Below are 16,190 nucleotides of genomic sequence, written 5' to 3'. Positions count from 1 at the left end.
CATACGGGCTTATTCTGCGTCCCGGGCGGAGGTTTCCTTATTGGCCGCCTTACCGTTGGAGAAGAATACAAGAGTAAGCAGCGCAAACGCCATTATGATAATGGCCACGTCAAAGGCGTTTGCAGCGCAAGCAATGCCGATTGCTCCTGTTGCCCACAGGCTGGCCGCTGTTGCGGTGCCTTTGACGGACGAACTCAAACGAAGAATAGCTCCACCACCGATAAATCCCATGCCGGTGATCACACCTTCAATGATGCGCGCGAGTGCTTCGGGGCTTTCGGAAGTAATTCCCTCTGTCGCTTGGATAAAGCCGCAACTGGCAACCGCGACCAGCGGAAAGGTCCGCAGACCGGCACTCCGCTCTTCACGTTCTCGGTGCCACCCTATCGGCAACGCCAGAATGTATGCGGCGGCAAGCGCGATAATGTGCGGCCAGACGTTGAAGTTGTCGGACTTTAGCGCCTCATTTAGCGCGATCTGAAGCTGATACATGTTTTCTATCACTCTGGGTCAATGGCTTCAGTAAACGGAACTGGCCGGTTTCAGTTCCAAACAAGCAACCTTTCGGCGTCAAGACCATAAGCTCGAGTTATATGGACAAGCCTATTAGCGGTTCTTTCAGGCCGCTTTTTTTATTGCCGCGACCAATCGGGTGTGATGCCGTTCTTGCCCATAATTCCGTACGTTCCCCCGGTGTTAATGAACCAAACGCTGATAATTGCGCACAGGACTAGGAATACGGTAGCTGAGATAGTGATACGCGCTTTGCAAGTTCTGCGCCTCAATAGGAGATAAACGACTGAACCAACGACAGCACATGAAACATAGGCGGCGATCATATTCGACCTCTATAGGGAAAAATGCGGAGGCCGAGTAACGCGACGCAAAGTCTTCACTACGCGTTGTGTGCCCGGGTCGCTGCTGTGTCCTGTATTCAGAACTGTGGGATTGATAGAAACAACATAGCTACAAAAGCTGCTGCACTCACAATTGCCACCAGCAATATAAAACCGAGTATGGGCAAGCGATCCAGCCAAGTACGATCACGCTCTTTGAGCAGTTCGGTCTTAATCCGCGCCTCCTCATCAAATTGGTATCGTCTGGCGCCACGCCAATTTGCCTGAAAATCTTCCCGCTCCATTCGGGCGAGTTTGTATCAAACAGCTTAATTTCTGGTTGAAATCCCACCTCTTCAGAGCGTGAACCCTGGATGAGGGAAGGTGCGCAACGGCTACCGTTATTTTTCAGTTGCCGAATGATTGTGGCCGCACCTAGAGCAAACCTTGTTGGGCCATGGATGGTAAATATACAAGCCAAAAATGCTTTCGCTTCTGAAAAGTGAAAATGAGCATTTGGGGCATACAAAGACGAACATGAACAAGATCGCCCCAAGGGCCAATACAACTGATCCGATCGCGGTACCGCTCGCCCCAATCGCATCACCAACGCCCTTCGTCCAGTCAGGCGAGGTGAGTACGAGAACAGATACTATAATCAGAAATAGCCAGGCTTTTTTGTAGAGTGTCATAAGTAGTTGATATCTTTTTTATTTAACCTCGGACAGTTAATACGTTTTACTTGCCACATCGTTGCGGCGAAAGCCTAACCTCAAACTGTCTGGGGCCTACCATCATCTGTTTCTGAGGGCGTGTGACGATCTTAGCCCGAATTGAACAAGGACCGGCGATGACCTGATATTGGTCAGGTTCTTGATAAATGACTTTGGTTACCGGCTGGCGTGGAAACTGTTCAGCAACAGCTTCAATTACTGCCGACATTTCTTTGGCGCGTTGATAATTGGGAGCTAAAGCTGCGTCAGCTGCTGTTGTGGAGAAGGCTAGCAGACTAGTTAATACAAAAGCGTGATTTAAGCGCATAACGACCCTTCCTGTTTGGCAAGGATTGAACTGTAAGTCTTCTCCGAATGACAAGCAGAGAGCCTCCCGCCGACTGAAGGCCGGTTTATACCATGGATGCTATACCGAGGCCATCGACTAGCTATGGTCGGCCGACCGCGCCAAGCGCTTCCACAACCGCTCGCCGCTCGTCGAGTGATCCCTGCTGTATCTCCACAGCAATAGCTTCCAAGGCTTTCACGTCAGCGTCAACATCGCATTCTCGGTCTTCTATATAAGAAACAGCGATAGCAAGAGCGGTGGCTATATGCTGCATTTCACTGACTCCGCTCGACCGCGAAGCTTGGCGCATCTTTGCCTTTGCCTTCCTGCAGGAAGTCCATCAGTTCCCCCATTAAAACCTCGGCGACCGACTTTATCATGCCGAGCTCAATGACACCCTTATCGGTCTTTATACTAAGAATTCCGAGCAACGGGTCTTGATTTAGAACCTTGTATTTAGCGCCCAGCAGTTTGTCGAATTCATATGGCCCAAATTTAGACATTGGATTTCCCTTCGAATGGCACTTCATTACACATCATAGCAGGACTTGGCTCAGGTTGCGGGCTAATAATAAGGAACCTATCAGCAAATGTTTCGTTTCGCTTTTCCAACCAGGAGGACGATCATGAAAACTCTGTCTGATATTTTCGAGCATACCTTGCAGGACATTTATTACGCAGAAAACGCCATTACCAAGGCTCTTCCGAAAGTCGCCAAGGCGGCCAAAAGCGCCAAACTGAAGCAAGCCGCTGAGGAACATCTCGAAGAAACTAAGGGGCAGATCACGATTCTGAATGGAGTGTTCAAGTCTCTTAAGCTAAAGCCTACCGCTGAGAAATGCGACGCGATCGAAGGGCTGATTAAGGAAGCCGACGGCTTGATTGAAGAGGCAAGCGGAACAGCTCTTGACGCAGGCTTGCTCGCAGCTTGCCAGGCGGTCGAGCATTATGAAATTTCCAGATACGGTTCGCTGCGCGAATGGGCAAAGGAGCTCGGACATACGGAAGCACACACCTTACTTACCCAGATTTTGGATCAGGAAAAAGCCACAAATAACAAGCTCACGAACTTGGCCATAAGCCAAATCAATAAGGCATAGTTTTCTGGCTTCATACGAGAGGAAGGATGTCCGCCTTCCTCTCTTTCTTCCATCAACACAACCGCCTGTCACAATAAAAATACAACCTTAAGTAACGCGTACTTCTTTTTGCGCACTTCTCGAAAAACCCTAAAAGAAGTTCGCAAATGCACGCTGCTTTTGGTGCGTAAGAGTTCTTATATAGAAACTTACGCACAAAGCGCGCGGCGCGCAGTTCTCGAGTTTTGAGAAGTGCGCGCTTTTCCTGATTTTAGGACTTTCCAAAATACAACCTGATTTGAGGTTGGCGACAAGACGCCCCCGGTGAATGGTGTAACTGGAGGACCGCAAAGCGCCTTGCCCCGCGGCAGGTTAACGTCTCATTTTCTGCATGTCCATTAACACCACATTTATTGAGGCATTCCACACTCCTCTTGCCGCTACCAACGGCATACCGCAATCAACACGAGGAGCACACATGGCACGCAACCGCACGCGCGCGCCTTCGTCTACCGCGCCGTCGACGACCACACAGATCACACGCATCAACGGCGCCCGCGTCAAGATCACCACCAAGGCTGGGAAGGTGACGACCAAGCCAGCCCTGCCGCTCGAATGGGAATTACAGGCGGCACAGGTTTCCTCATTGCGTCGAATGCCACAGTACCAGCGCCAGTTCCTGTTGGCGGGAGACATGAACGCCAGCAAGCGAGGGCCAAGAGCTCAGGCTCAGGCAATCGCAACGGGCATGACCAGCGGCGAACCTGACCTCCGCATCTATGGCGAATACGGTCGTCTGCTGCTGATCGAGAACAAGGTCGGGCAGGGAAGACTGTTACCAGCCCAGAAAGACCGCCATGCGGCGCTACAGCGGCTTGGCTACACGGTTCTGGTCATTCGGGCCACCACAACGACAGAAGCCGCTGAGAAGGCCGTTACGGCGGTTCTGGGGTGGCTTGCAGAAACGGACGCCGCCAAGGCCGCCTAACCAACCAAACCAAAACACGAGGATGACATATGCGAATTCAAAAAGCTGGTGATATTTACCTGAATGAAATTGGCTCGCCCGTTCGATCGTATCAGCGTTCTTTTGAGTATCGCGATATTTCGGACGGGAAACTGAAAGCCGTTGATGATCTGATGCTGGAAATTGAAGCACATCAGTTCGTCAATGAGACAAGTGCGCGTAGGATCGGATTTGTTGATGGGCATTACCGACAATACGATGCTTCTAACGATAATTCGCAGGAGCCGGTGAGCAAGTATCACCCACGGATGAAAGGTGATCACGAATATCGAACCGACACCAGGTTTGCACGCGATGGAAACGGCAAGTACACGCTTCGTGCAGTGGAGCCGACAAAGGAAGATGAAAAGCCGAAGATTATCCGCACCCCCGAAGATCGAGCATTTGGCCGGGATTTCGCGGGAAACAAAAGAGCCACAGAAAAGCGGGCTCTCACACGACTGCGCAAGAAAATCGAAAAACGCCAATCCATTGGTGATCCGAACTGCGTTCAATCGCGCGATGAGGACTTCCCGCTTCTTGCAGTTCTGCGCAGGGATAAGCGAGCCGATTTGATTGCAGCGGTATTGCAGTATCGTCAGCTGGTGGCGCTGTGTGAATCCGAGCCTCTGAAGGGCCAGAGCTATGGCGGGGCTGACGGCTCGGCGACGGTGTTTTATTCAAACTTTGAAGATGGGGAACTGGTACACTCGTCGAAGGTGCGGTGGTCTAAATCCGCTTACGATATTCCTGCTGTTCGTATTCGATCATCAATTATAAACGATCGAGGGGAGCAGGCGTCAGGTCGAACAGAGAGCATGCACGTCAAGTTGAACGAGGATACGCTTGCTGACTATATCGACAAGAAGCCCGTTCTGGCGCGTATCAGGTCAGCTCTGGGCGCATTGCTAGACCCGGTTGAAGACGCCGTTCTCGGTGGGCAGACTCTACTAGCCGTCGGCGAAGCTGAGGGATTTAAGGGAACGGCAGCATCATTGGCCGGGAAAGGGCTGGTTTACCGCGGTCTTACAGTCCTTGATGGATTTTTCTCACACCAAAAATCCAAGGCGGATAACGATAACTATCGGATAAATAACAAAAAATCAGGATCACTTTAAGTAACGCGCACTCAAGTCACCTATGGGTGAGAAGACACAAAAAGATTGGCCCGCCGTGTGCGGGCCTTTTTATTGGGCGCTCTATGCCCCCCGGTCAACGACCGGGTAACTATACCAGCGCCGTTTCTCCTCCGGCTGCTGGTTCGGCGGGTTGAGCCTATTGCGGTAGGCTCCCCGCCGATTGTGTTCTAACGGTAACGGTTGCCGCGGCCCTTCATGAGCATGCAGGCCACGAATGCAACCAGACCAACAGAAGCCCATGCGGATGCTGTGCCGGGATTTTCTCGTGCGTACTGAACAGCACGCTGGCCATGTTCACGCGCGCCTTCGGCGAGCACATTCACAGCGTCTTTCGTGGACGCAAGGGCATCGTCGGTTGCGCCGGATAGATTGCCGAGATGATCTGACAGTCGGGACGATAGGCTGCTGATTTCCTTGCGCAGTGCGTCGATCTGTTCGGAAAGCATGCCTTCGGTGGTCTGAGCCATTTCATTCTCCTTTTGAATTGCCAAACCGAAACGGCGAAGAGTAATGAATTGTTCCACCCTTATGCAGGTTTTGAGTAACTACTAAGCGGCCATCTCCCGGCAAGTTGCAGCGCAGAGATCACAAGCGGCCACGCATTCGTCCATCCCATCCAAGTCTTCGCAGCTCTTGGAACAGGCCTCACATATTTCAGCACAGGCTTTGCACACCGCCTGATGCAAGGGCGTCCTCAAAAGCATGATATGGGCGCACGTCCTACATATCTCAGCGCAGGCGAGCATTGTTCGGAAATGCACGGGCTCAACGTGCTCACCACCTTCCTCAAGACAATGGGTAGACGCCATCCCGAGGCACGTTTGATAACAAGCAAGGCATGCTTCAATGCAGGCTTTCATCTCTGTGCTGTTCATGACGTCTTCTCCCTTTGCTGATTATATGATGCCCTTAATGGTGATGGGCGTGTTCCTCGTTCTGCTTGCGTGTTGCGGCTGCCTTCTTCGCAGAGGCGGAGCGTTCTGCAGCGCTTCTGGAGGCAGCTGCTTCACCGCCCTTCTTCCCGCCTTTATGTGCGGCGGGATTGCCTGTAGATTTGCCGCGACCTGAGCCGCCAGGCTTGTTGCCACCACCATCGTCCTTATTCACAGTCGCCCAAGCACGGCGTTCAGCTTCCTTAGCTGATACGCCTTTCTTTTCGTATCCTTCGGCGATGTGATCTGCTTTGCGTTCTTGCTTATCAGTGTATTTGGATTTGTCACCGCGTGGCATATCTTCCTCCTATTCCAGTTTGGATTTCTGACCAATCGATGTGTCCCTTCGGGGATGCAGAACTAACGCGGGGACAATGAAAAATGTTCCTTGGCATAGGGACGAGAACCCCACATGTCAGCACCTTCTCGGCCTTGGCTGCGGCTATATCGAACCGCACGTTGGCAACGCTTACGTGAGCGGCAACTGACTGCGCATCCTCTGTGCGCCTACTGCAGGCAGCACGAGGACGTCACAGCGGCCACGATATGTGACCACATTATTGCGCATAAAGGCGATGAGGATCTGTTCTGGGATGCAGATAACCTGCAATCACTTTGCAAGCCCTGCCATGACCGTATCAAGCAGCGTGAAGAGCTCGGGCAGAGCGTCGTTCGGTTCGGGCCGGACGGGTGGCCGGTCAGCTGATCGACCCCGGGGGCATCGAAAAGTCCAGAGGGCTGTCAGCCCCGGACCGGCGAGGACCCACAGCGCACGCTTCTCCAATTCAAAATATGACCCCATAAGGATTTCGTTCCATGGCAAAGCCGAGAAATCCCCTCGGCAAGGCCAAAGTCGAGGGGCGAGACAAAACGCATGCCGGTCGGTACAAAAACCGCGCAGACCCAGCCGCAAACGGCCCGCTTGGCGCTCCTCCCGTCTGGTTGAAGGACAGCGCCGATATCAAGGCGAAGTCAGCCTGGAAGCTTTTCGCGAAAGAGCTGCCGTGGCTGAATGAATCACACCGTACGCTGGTCGGCATGGCCGCCATAATTCAGGGTCGCATCATGGCCGGGCAGGAAGTTGGCGTGCAGGCGATGAACCTGCTCCGCCAGATGCTTGGCCAGATGGGCGCGACGCCTGCCGATGCCTCCAAGGTGGCAACGCCAGACGATGGCGAAGAAAAGGATGATCTGCTTGACTGATATGCCTGCGCTTGAGCGTGTTAGCGCTTATGCGCAAGCTGTCATTGATGGCAGAGAAGTAGCTGGCCCCCACGTTCGCAATGCGTGTCGCCGCCATTTTGACGATCTCGAACGTGGCCATGAGCGCGGGCTTTACTGGGACGACGATGCTGCTGATCGCGTGTTTCGGTTCTTCGAAGGTCGGCTAAAGCTTTCCGAAGGCCAGTTCGAAGGCAAGCCTTTCAAACTGCACGACTCACAGGCCTTCAAGCTTGGTTCGCTGTTCGGCTGGAAACGTGCCGACGGATCGCGCCGCTTTCGCCGTGCTTACATCGAAGAAGGCAAGGGCAACGGTAAGTCTCCGTTTGCTGGCGGTGTCGGTCTGTACGGTCTGATTGCAGATAAGGAAGCTGGCGCCCAGATTTATGCTGCGGCTGCCAAGAAAGAACAGGCCGGCATTCTTTTCCAGGATGCCGTCAAAATGGTGCGCGCCGCTCCTGCTCTGGTCGAACGGTTGAAGTTTAGTGGCGGTATCGGTCGAGAATTCAATATCGCGCATCACAAGTCACAATCGTTCTTTCGCCCGATCTCGAAGGATTCCGGCAAGTCTGGCTCAGGTCCGCGTCCGCATTTTGCGCTATGCGACGAAGTCCACGAACATCCAGACCGCTCGACGATGGAAATGCTGGAACGCGGCTTCAAGTTTCGTCGCCAGCCATTGCTGTTGATGATTACGAATTCGGGTAGCGATCGAAACAGCATTTGCTGGGAAGAGCACGAGCATGCCGTCAAGGTGGCTGCTGGTACTCAGACACCAGACGAGGATTTTACCTATGTCGGCGAGGTAATCGACGACACGACGTTTTCCTACATCTGCGCGCTGGACAAGGGCGACGATCCGCTCAAGGATGAAACCTGCTGGAAGAAAGCTAACCCGCTTCTCGGCGTTATCCTGACGCAGGAATATCTGGCTGGTGTTGTCGCTCAGGCAAAGCAAATGCCAGGCAAGCTGAACGGTATTCTCCGCCTGCATTTCTGCTGCTGGACTGATGCAGACAAGGCATGGATGCCACGCGAGACCGTCGAAAGCGTAATGGATGACTTCGACCCGGAAGTCGAACATGATGACAAGCCGGTTTTCATGGGCGTCGACCTGTCCGGCAGCAAGGACATGACCGTTCTGGCATGCGTTGTGCCCACGGGCTTCAAAGAAATGGAGCGCGAGGACGGATCTACCGTCAATCTACCGACGTTTGATGCGTGGGTGGAGGCTTGGACGCCGGCTGATACGCTGGAAGCGCGAGAACAGGCTGACAAGGCCCCATATTCGCTTTGGGTAAAGCAGGGCTGGTTGAATGCCCCGCCGGGCAAGCGAATTCGATATGATTTCGTAGCCTCGAGGGTCCAGCAAATCGATCAGACCTTTGACATTCAAGCCATCGCCTATGACCGCTACGCCTACGACAAGTTCCGCGAAGAAGTCGAAGCGCTCGGGTTGGACATTGAACATGTCGCCCACCCGCAGGGCGGTAAGGTTCGGGCTCGGCCCGAGCCTGCAAAGGTAGAAGCGGCGAAAGCCGCAAACCTGCCACCGCCGCAAGGCCTGTGGATGCCAGGTTCGGTGCTGGCGCTAGAGGACATGATTATCGACGGTCGCATTCGAATGCGGCGCAATCCGGTGCTCATGACCGCCCTGATGGGCGCTACCTTCGACCGCGACCCGCAAGACAACCGGTGGTTTGTCAAAACGAAGGCATCGGTGCGCATTGACGCGGCAGTTGCACTGGCAATGGCGGTTGGCGTGGCGATGGATACACCGATCGAGCCAGCCGACATCGACGACTTCGTCAACAACATGATCACCATAACCTGGTAGGAGTGCCCATGGGCCTTTTGACTTGGGTCGGGAAGCCTTTCGGGCTTCTTTCCGGCCCATGGCGCGCATTCTTTGGAATGTCGACGACAAGCGGTGAGACGGTCACTTATGAACACGCGATGCAGCTTGATGCTGTCTGGGCGTGTGTGAACCTGATTTCCAATGCAGTGAAAACGCTACCCTGCAATGTCTACAAGGGTGATGGCGTTGACGTCGACCGCGAGAATCCGCTGTACGAACTGCTGCACGATTTGCCGAATCTTGACGACAGTGCATCCGATTTCTGGGGCATGGCTGCCCTTTGCCTCTGCCTTGATGGCAATTTCTTCGCCGAAAAGAAGAAAAATGGCGATCGGCTGGTAGCGTTGAACCCGTTCAATCCGCTTTGCGTCGACGTAAAGCGCGATGATCGGAACAACCGCTACTACGAAATCACCGAGCAGTACAAAAACGGCAAGAAGGGCGGCGTCCGCAAAATCCGCGAAGAAGATATGCTTCACGTCCGCGGGTTGGTCATGCCTGGTTGTGATCGTGGGCTTTCGCCAATTGCCGCACAGCGCAATGTGATAGGTAACGCCATGGCCGGCGAGAAGACGTCGGGCCGTATGTTCAAGAACGGCATGATGGCTTCGGTCGTCTTGTCGTCGGATCAGGTTCTGAAAGCCGATCAGCGCAAGCAGATCGCGGAATCGTTACAGGCATTTGCCGGTGCCGACAAGGCTGGTGGGATCGCGGTACTTGAGGCGGGTTTAACCCCGTCGCAAATCACCATCAACCCGAAAGATGCGCAGATGCTTGAGACGCGGCAGTACAGCGTCGAGCAGATTTGCCGCATCTTCGGCGTTCCGCCAGTCATGATTGGCCATGCCGCGAATGGCACGACGACTTGGGGCAGCGGGATCGAACAATTGATCCTGCAGTTCACCAAGACCTGCCTCACGCCCATGCTGAGAAGCATTGAATCGGCGATCTACCGCGACTTGCTTGATGCAAAGACCCGCAAAACGACCGTCGTTAAGTTCAATATGGAAGGTCTGCTGCGCGGCGATAGTCAGGCGAGAGCAGAGTTCCTGCAGAAGATGGTCCAGAACGGCATCTACACGCCGAACGAGGCCAGAGCTTACGAGAACAAGCCAAAAATGGATGGCGGCGACGAGTTGATCGTCAACGGCACCATGCAGCCTCTGTCCATGGTCGGACACAACGGCGGGCCCCCGCTGGATGATGCACAGCCAAGCGCTGGATAAGGGAAATTCATGAAATTCGAACACATTTTGACGGCCTTTGAGGCCGAACCGTGGGCGATTCAGCGCGAAAAACTGGCCGTTTTGGCTGATGTTCTTGCGGCACGTGTGGCGGGCGACAAGCTCGTCACACCTGAATTTGCAGCGGCTGTTTCTGATGCTCGCGCAAAGGAAATCGCCGAAATTGACGGCAAGGTCGCAGTGATCCCGGTTTATGGCGTGCTGGCCGACCGAATGGACCTGTTTTCCGCGATGAGCGGCGGCACATCTTATGCCGGTATCAAGCGCCAACTGCACAAGGCACTTTCCAACGAGGATGTGAAGGCCGTTGTTCTTGATATTGATAGTCCTGGCGGCTCGGTACCGGGCACGGATGAACTCGCAACGGAAATTCGCAAACTGCGCGGCGGTGAAAAGCCGATCATAGCGCAGGTCAATTCGCTCGCTGCTAGTGCTGCCTACTGGATCGCGTCGTCAGCTGACGAAATCGTTGTCACGCCGTCCGGGCGTGCCGGGTCGATCGGTGTCTATACGGCACACGACGATATCTCTGCCGCATTGGAAAAGGCTGGCGTTAAGCGCACCTACATTTCGGCAGGCAAGCACAAGGTCGAAGGCAACGAAACCGAACCGCTCGGCAAGGACACTCTGGCCTACATTCAGGACAGCGTAAATCGGTCCTATGGTCGATTTTTGCAGAGCGTTGCCGATGGGCGCGGCGTCACGAAATCCAAAGTCGAAGACGGATTTGGTCAGGGCAGGGTGTTCTACTCTGAGGCACTCATAGACCGGGGTATGGCAGACCGTATTGCCACACTTGACGAGACCTTGGCCCGATTGGGCGCGAACACCGAGCCGGAATATGTCCGCCGCGTAAAGGCTTCGAACGCCGCAAAGGCAGAAGCAGCGCAATTGCTGGCCAACAAGATGGCCACTGGCGAAGAAATTACAAAACGCGAATTCGAGAACGGTTTGAAGGGTCTTCTAAACCTATCGAATTCTGAGGCGGAGCGGGCCGCTCGGCTCTACCTCAAAGAAGGTCAGGGGGCTCCTGACGTCGAGACGGATGCTGCTGCTTTGGCAGCCCTAAACCGGCTTTTGGCCGAAGCAAACACACCACTCTTGAATAAATAAAGGATCCTTTCATGGCTGAACTAGCAGAACGCATTGGCGAGCTGGGAGCTTCGCTCGCCTCCATTAAAGAGCAGGTCGGCAATCTCGCGACCGACTTCACCACGCAGCTCCAGCAGCACGGAACTGTTTCAACCGAGCTGACCGGCAAGGTTGATAAGGCGCTGTCCGAGCTTGGCGACACCACGACCCGCATTAGCGAACTGGAAAAGCGCGCCGCTCGCGAACGCGATGATGTTGCCCAGGGTCCACAGGATGTCGGCGATATCGTCGTGGCATCTGAGAAATTCCAGTCGACCGACGTGTCTGGCGCCTGGCGCGGTTCGATCCGTGTCGGCATGGAACGCGCTGACATTACGTCCGGCAATACCACTGTTGGTACCGGTCGTTCAGCTGGAACCTCGCTTGTCCCTGGACAGCGCGTCCCTGGTATTATTGCTCCACCCAACCGTCAGCTGACGATCCGCGACCTTATTGCACCGGGCCAGACCGCGGCAGCAAGCGTCGAATTCGTCAAGGAAACGGGCTTTACAAACAACGCGGCTCCAGTCGCTGAAGGCGCTCAGAAGCCCAAGTCCGACCTGACCTTCGATATGGAAACCACGCCCGTTCGCACGTTGGCCCATATCTTCAAGGCAAGCCGTCAGATCCTCGACGACGCTCCGGGCCTTGCGAGCTATATCAACGCGCGCGGCACCTATGGTCTCAAGTTCGTGGAAGAGAACCAGCTTCTGAACGGTGATGGTACGGGTCAGAACCTGCATGGTATCCTCCCGCAGGCAACGGCATTTGCTCCGGCGTTCACCCCAGAGAACGAGACGGCAATTGACCGCCTTCGTCTGGCAATTCTGCAGGTAATTCTCGCTGAATATCCGGCGTCCGGTTTTGTCCTCAATCCAATTGACTGGACCAAGATCGAGCTCACCAAGGATCTCGGCGGCAACTACATTGTTGGCAATGCCCAGTCGCCGATTGGACCGTCTCTTTGGAATCTGCCAGTCGTTCAGACCCAGGCAATTACCTCAGGCAAGTTCCTGACCGGTGCGTTCAATCTCGGCGCGCAGATTTTCGACCGTATGGGCATCGAAGTTCTGCTTTCGAGCGAGAACGTGGACGACTTCGAAAAGAACATGTTCACAATCCGCATCGAAGAACGCCTTGCACTGGCGGTCTATCGTCCGGAGGCATTCGTGACCGGCGACGTCAATCCGCCTGTCACTCCTTAATCGTTGATGGGGCGCTTCGGCGCCCCCTTTTCACGAGGAAACCATGAAAATCAAAGCGCTTAAAACGTTGGTCGGCAATTACGGCCGATTGGACGAAGGCATGGTCGCCGATCTTCCAAGCTGGCAAGCCGGTCCGCTTCTGGCGCTTGGTTACGTCGAGAAGTTTACGGAGGTTGGCGATGGCCGACACGAAGACACGCAAGCGCCGGGTGGCGAGCTACATCGGGGCGGGAATCGTCGATCCAAATCCGGCTCCCGAGCCAGAGCCGGAGCCTGAAACGCCGCCGGAGAGTGGTGGCGATGGCACTGGTTGACCTCGAACTGCTGAAGAAACACCTTCGTGTGTTTCATGATGACGAAGATGCTGAGCTTGAAGTCTATCTGGCTGCGGCAGAGGCAATCGTCACGGAATATGTTGATCGCGAGATCGTGGGAATGGGCGCGACGCCAACCTTGCCGGACGGCATTGAGTTAACCCCGCCCATCACGGCAGCGATCTTGCTGGTCGCAGCTGATCTGTACGAGAACCGCGAACCTGACATGAAAGCCGAAGGCAATGCCGTTCTGCCGCGTCATGTTCGGGCGCTACTCGCTCCTTATCGGGTGTGGCGCACGCTGCTGGTGGAAGAGTAATGCCCTGGCTCCATTTCACAGCCACTTACGACTTCATTCCCAAACCTGCGGTGACGATCCGCTATCCGGCGGGCTACGTCGGGCTAGTGACCACGCCTTGCGCTAATCGCGCCATTGCCGCTGGCAAAGCCGAGCGGCTTCCAACTCCCACAAAAGACGAGGCTGAAGCATGGCGAAGCTAGCGGGTGCCGGTAGCCTGAACTGCCGTATGACGTTTCAGCGTCGCGAACAAATAAGCGATGAATGGGGCGGTACTCGCGGTGAATGGGTGGACCAACTCACCGTGCCCGGAAGGTTGGAACCGCGTTACGGCAGCAATGCGGAGAGCGTCATGGCCGCGCGAATGCAGTCCATGCAGCCGTACAATCTGACCATTCGCAGCAGCACAGCGGCAAGACAGATTACGGCGTCGTGGCGTGCTTATGATGCGAGGGCGGGGAAGACTGGGAACAAGCCCAACCGCGTGTTTGGCATCAAGACCGTCGTCAATCCGGACGAGCGCGGGCAGTACATTGAGATGCTCGTTGTGGAGGGCGAGGAAACTTGATGGCTAGGGGTGCAACCATCCTTGGCCTCGCCAAGCTTGATCGAAAGATGAAGCGTATGCCCGATGTTGCCAAGCAGCTTATTCAGGATGCTATGGCGCAAGGAGCAGACGAAATCATCGACATGATGAAACGTCTCGTTCCTGTTGATAATGGCGACTTGCGTGACAGCATTGGCTGGACGTGGGGGAAGAAACCTAAATACGCCCAAGCCATAGCGACAATGAAATCAGCGATGGCAGGTGATCTAACCATCACCATCTATGCCGGTAATTCGAAGGTCCGTTACGCGCATCTCGTCGAGTTCGGTACGGCGCCGCACATCAATGGCGGCATGTTCGCTGGCACACAGAACCCCGGCGTGAAGGCATCGCCATTTTTCTTTGTTTCCTGGCGAGCCAACCGCAAGAAAGTCAAAAGCCGTATCCGCAGAGCCATCACGAAGGCCGCGAAACAAGTCGCAGCGGGGTAGCGCATGGATCCTGTACTTGAGCTTCAGGGCGCTGTCATTCAGCGTCTTCGCAGCAATACTGCCCTTGTCGCTTTGATAGGCCAGCGCAGTTATGACAATCCGCCTACCAATGATCAGGGACAGGTTGCGCCGTCGATTTTCCCATATGTGAGCATTGGGCCATCCAATACTACGTCCGAGGATGCCGACTGCATCTATGGTCATGACATCGTGTTCCAGTTGGACGCGTGGTCTCTGGAACTTCCACAAAAACAGATGCGCGACATCGCGAATGCGGTGCGTCTGGCGCTCAGAGACTGGGATCCAACCCTGTCCAACAATGCCTTAGTGTCGTTTGAACACTGGCGAACCGATTACATCAGGGATGGTAACGTAAACCACGCCTCCATCCGCTTCACGGCCTTTATCGAGCAGCCGTAACCCACCCCAAAAACTCTATTCATGGCCGCCCTTTGGGTGGCCTTTTTCGTATGGAGGCCAGTTTGGCACAAGCAACTACGATCAAGGGCGGTAAGGTCCGCGTTAAGATCGGTAACGGCGCTACGCCGATTGTCTATACCGCGCCATGCGGGTTCACGCAGCGCTCCATCACGCTGACCAAAAACCTCAATGAAGTTTCAATTCCGGATTGCGAAAATCCTGACAAAGTCGACTGGATTGGCCGCGACGCCGCATCGCTTTCGATGAGCATCAGCGGTGAAGGCGTTCTGGCTTCCGAATCCGTCGAGGATTGGCTGGATGCAGGTGAGAGCATTGATTCCATCCCCGTACAGGTTGAAATCGAGTTCCCCGCCACGACCTACATCTATACTGGCAACATGCACGTCGAGAGCCTCGAAATTGGCGCTAACAACGGCGAGCGTGCTACGCTGAATGTATCGCTGCAGTCCGATGGCGAAATGGTCCGCACCTCCACGCCTACGGCTCCATAATGAGCAGAGATGCGAAAATTGAACTGACCTGGGCGGACGGTGATTACACCTTCCGCCTTGGGTGGGGCGAAATAGAAGCCCTTGAAGAAGCTTGCGATGCTGGCCCTTGGGTAATACTGGAGCGGCTTTTCACAAAGCAGTGCAGGGTCCGCGATATTGCCAACGTCATTCGGCAGGGACTTATCGGTGGTGGGATGGAGCCGACTACGGCAACGAAGCTCGTGCGAACCTATGTCGAGAAGCGCCCGCCGGTTGAAAACTTGCTATTTGCTACAGTGATCCTTCAAACAGCGGTTCAAGGCGTCGAGGATGAGCCTGTGGGGGAGCAGTCAGCGGCAAGTCCGATGGAGAACAACTCGACAATCTCCCCAACGGAAAAGTCAGATTTGCCGCCGTCTACGGAAACGGCGCTGTCTTAGGATTCACGCCGCAGGATGTGCGCAAAATGTCCATGTGGCAGTTTATGGCTGCTGTTGATGGATATGTGAAGGCGAACAGCTCGGAAGATCAAAAGGGCCTCTCTGCGAAAGAGAAGGATGATCTTTGGGAATGGGTGAGTGAGAGGTAGGGAGGGTCAGACCTTCCCTACCAACGGTTTTGCCTCATCAAGAAGCTTTCGCAGGCCATCGCTATCAAAATCGCTATCACTAAGATGTTTTTTCTCTAAGCACTTTACAACGTGAATAATTCGCCAATCCTGAGAGGCCTTGTTGGCTTTTAAGTCGCTCAACATCGTATCGCACGTGAGTTTCTCGGCGCGCAATTCAGCAATTTTCTGTTCTTCTCGTCGCTGATACTCGCCCCAAAAGAAATAGCCGACGAAGGCTATTACGGCGACGCACGCGGCGCCCACTAAGAGTTTCATCCCCCACCTCCAAAGCTCGCTCACACGGGC

25 protein-coding genes are annotated in these 16,190 nt (G+C 54.6%); 17 read left to right on the top strand and 8 right to left on the bottom strand.

All coding sequences use genetic code 11. From position 1 onward, the window contains the following. Positions 1–9 precede the first annotated feature (9 nt). From QBD01_RS11640 to QBD01_RS11625, 4 genes are all read right to left on the bottom strand, one after another. Positions 10–492, bottom strand: coding sequence for an MgtC/SapB family protein (locus QBD01_RS11640; RefSeq protein WP_280992937.1), 483 nt, complete (start codon positions 490–492; stop codon positions 10–12). Between the two features lie 1,082 nt (positions 493–1,574). Further along, the gene (locus QBD01_RS11635; RefSeq protein ID WP_280992936.1) at positions 1,575–1,877 is read right to left on the bottom strand and encodes a hypothetical protein; all 303 of its coding nucleotides are present in this window, start codon (positions 1,875–1,877) and stop codon (positions 1,575–1,577) included. A gap of 121 nt (positions 1,878–1,998) precedes the next feature. After that, positions 1,999–2,172 (bottom strand): hypothetical protein, encoded by a 174-nt coding sequence (locus QBD01_RS11630; protein WP_280992935.1) that lies wholly within the window; start codon positions 2,170–2,172, stop codon positions 1,999–2,001. Position 2,173: 1 nt separating this feature from the next. Next, a complete protein-coding gene (locus tag QBD01_RS11625; RefSeq protein ID WP_280992934.1) occupies positions 2,174–2,401 on the bottom strand; it encodes a hypothetical protein in 228 nt (75 codons plus the stop codon). Positions 2,402–2,524: 123 nt separating this feature from the next. Between QBD01_RS11625 and QBD01_RS11620 the strand changes: the two genes are divergently transcribed. From QBD01_RS11620 to QBD01_RS11610, 3 genes are all read left to right on the top strand, one after another. Then, positions 2,525–2,998: a DUF892 family protein gene (locus QBD01_RS11620; protein WP_280992933.1), complete on the top strand. Its 474-nt coding sequence runs from the start codon at positions 2,525–2,527 to the stop codon at positions 2,996–2,998. A 457-nt stretch (positions 2,999–3,455) separates the two neighbouring features. Then, positions 3,456–3,965: a VRR-NUC domain-containing protein gene (locus QBD01_RS11615; RefSeq protein ID WP_280992932.1), complete on the top strand. Its 510-nt coding sequence runs from the start codon at positions 3,456–3,458 to the stop codon at positions 3,963–3,965. Positions 3,966–3,994: 29 nt separating this feature from the next. Then, a complete protein-coding gene (locus tag QBD01_RS11610) occupies positions 3,995–5,101 on the top strand; it encodes a hypothetical protein (protein ID WP_280992931.1) in 1,107 nt (368 codons plus the stop codon). A 188-nt stretch (positions 5,102–5,289) separates the two neighbouring features. Here QBD01_RS11610 and QBD01_RS11605 read toward each other — a convergent pair whose 3' ends face one another. The 3 genes from QBD01_RS11605 to QBD01_RS11595 form a co-directional block, all read right to left on the bottom strand. Beyond that, positions 5,290–5,589: a hypothetical protein gene (locus QBD01_RS11605; protein WP_280992930.1), complete on the bottom strand. Its 300-nt coding sequence runs from the start codon at positions 5,587–5,589 to the stop codon at positions 5,290–5,292. An 81-nt stretch (positions 5,590–5,670) separates the two neighbouring features. Beyond that, positions 5,671–5,997: a four-helix bundle copper-binding protein gene (locus QBD01_RS11600; RefSeq protein ID WP_078339749.1), complete on the bottom strand. Its 327-nt coding sequence runs from the start codon at positions 5,995–5,997 to the stop codon at positions 5,671–5,673. A gap of 34 nt (positions 5,998–6,031) precedes the next feature. After that, a complete protein-coding gene (locus QBD01_RS11595; RefSeq protein WP_151592301.1) occupies positions 6,032–6,352 on the bottom strand; it encodes a plasmid stabilization protein in 321 nt (106 codons plus the stop codon). Positions 6,353–6,466: 114 nt separating this feature from the next. Here QBD01_RS11595 and QBD01_RS11590 point away from each other — a divergent pair, with 114 nt between their 5' ends. The 14 genes from QBD01_RS11590 (at position 6,467) to QBD01_RS11525 (ending at position 15,714) form a co-directional block, all read left to right on the top strand. After that, positions 6,467–6,760 (top strand): HNH endonuclease signature motif containing protein, encoded by a 294-nt coding sequence (locus tag QBD01_RS11590; protein WP_280992929.1) that lies wholly within the window; start codon positions 6,467–6,469, stop codon positions 6,758–6,760. A 110-nt stretch (positions 6,761–6,870) separates the two neighbouring features. Continuing rightward, positions 6,871–7,257 (top strand): hypothetical protein, encoded by a 387-nt coding sequence (locus tag QBD01_RS11585; protein WP_280992928.1) that lies wholly within the window; start codon positions 6,871–6,873, stop codon positions 7,255–7,257. Between the two features lies 1 nt (position 7,258). Continuing rightward, a complete protein-coding gene (locus tag QBD01_RS11580; RefSeq protein WP_280993286.1) occupies positions 7,259–9,112 on the top strand; it encodes a terminase TerL endonuclease subunit in 1,854 nt (617 codons plus the stop codon). Between the two features lie 8 nt (positions 9,113–9,120). After that, complete coding sequence (locus QBD01_RS11575) at positions 9,121–10,359, top strand: phage portal protein (protein ID WP_280992927.1); 1,239 nt, start codon at positions 9,121–9,123, stop codon at positions 10,357–10,359. A gap of 9 nt (positions 10,360–10,368) precedes the next feature. After that, on the top strand, positions 10,369–11,490 hold the full coding sequence (locus QBD01_RS11570; protein WP_280992926.1) for a S49 family peptidase: 1,122 nt from the start codon (positions 10,369–10,371) through the stop codon (positions 11,488–11,490). Between the two features lie 11 nt (positions 11,491–11,501). Then, positions 11,502–12,713: a phage major capsid protein gene (locus tag QBD01_RS11565; protein WP_280992925.1), complete on the top strand. Its 1,212-nt coding sequence runs from the start codon at positions 11,502–11,504 to the stop codon at positions 12,711–12,713. A 179-nt stretch (positions 12,714–12,892) separates the two neighbouring features. After that, on the top strand, positions 12,893–13,027 hold the full coding sequence (locus QBD01_RS11560; protein ID WP_280992924.1) for a hypothetical protein: 135 nt from the start codon (positions 12,893–12,895) through the stop codon (positions 13,025–13,027). Further along, a complete protein-coding gene (locus tag QBD01_RS11555; RefSeq protein WP_280992923.1) occupies positions 13,014–13,346 on the top strand; it encodes a head-tail connector protein in 333 nt (110 codons plus the stop codon). The genes QBD01_RS11560 and QBD01_RS11555 overlap by 14 nt, the downstream gene beginning before the upstream one ends. Next, the gene (locus tag QBD01_RS11550; RefSeq protein ID WP_280992922.1) at positions 13,346–13,528 is read left to right on the top strand and encodes a hypothetical protein; all 183 of its coding nucleotides are present in this window, start codon (positions 13,346–13,348) and stop codon (positions 13,526–13,528) included. The genes QBD01_RS11555 and QBD01_RS11550 overlap by 1 nt, the downstream gene beginning before the upstream one ends. Then, on the top strand, positions 13,516–13,893 hold the full coding sequence (locus QBD01_RS11545; protein ID WP_280992921.1) for a head-tail adaptor protein: 378 nt from the start codon (positions 13,516–13,518) through the stop codon (positions 13,891–13,893). Before QBD01_RS11550 ends, QBD01_RS11545 begins: the two co-directional genes overlap by 13 nt. Beyond that, positions 13,893–14,363 carry an HK97-gp10 family putative phage morphogenesis protein gene (locus QBD01_RS11540; protein WP_280992920.1) on the top strand — a complete coding sequence of 157 codons (471 nt, stop codon included), beginning with the start codon at positions 13,893–13,895 and terminating at the stop codon, positions 14,361–14,363. Before QBD01_RS11545 ends, QBD01_RS11540 begins: the two co-directional genes overlap by 1 nt. A gap of 3 nt (positions 14,364–14,366) precedes the next feature. Continuing rightward, positions 14,367–14,783, top strand: a complete 417-nt coding sequence (locus tag QBD01_RS11535; RefSeq protein ID WP_280992919.1) for a DUF3168 domain-containing protein — start codon at positions 14,367–14,369, stop codon at positions 14,781–14,783. A 62-nt stretch (positions 14,784–14,845) separates the two neighbouring features. Further along, positions 14,846–15,295, top strand: coding sequence for a phage tail tube protein (locus QBD01_RS11530; RefSeq protein WP_280992918.1), 450 nt, complete (start codon positions 14,846–14,848; stop codon positions 15,293–15,295). After that, positions 15,295–15,714: a gene transfer agent family protein gene (locus tag QBD01_RS11525; protein WP_280992917.1), complete on the top strand. Its 420-nt coding sequence runs from the start codon at positions 15,295–15,297 to the stop codon at positions 15,712–15,714. The genes QBD01_RS11530 and QBD01_RS11525 overlap by 1 nt, the downstream gene beginning before the upstream one ends. A 155-nt stretch (positions 15,715–15,869) precedes the next feature. Here QBD01_RS11525 and QBD01_RS11520 read toward each other — a convergent pair whose 3' ends face one another. After that, the gene (locus QBD01_RS11520; protein ID WP_280992916.1) at positions 15,870–16,160 is read right to left on the bottom strand and encodes a hypothetical protein; all 291 of its coding nucleotides are present in this window, start codon (positions 16,158–16,160) and stop codon (positions 15,870–15,872) included. Positions 16,161–16,190 lie beyond the last annotated feature (30 nt).

This window comes from Ochrobactrum sp. 19YEA23, from assembly GCF_029909865.1.
Classification (GTDB): domain Bacteria; phylum Pseudomonadota; class Alphaproteobacteria; order Rhizobiales; family Rhizobiaceae; genus Brucella; species Brucella gambitense.
This window is presented reverse-complemented; position numbering and strand designations above follow the sequence as displayed.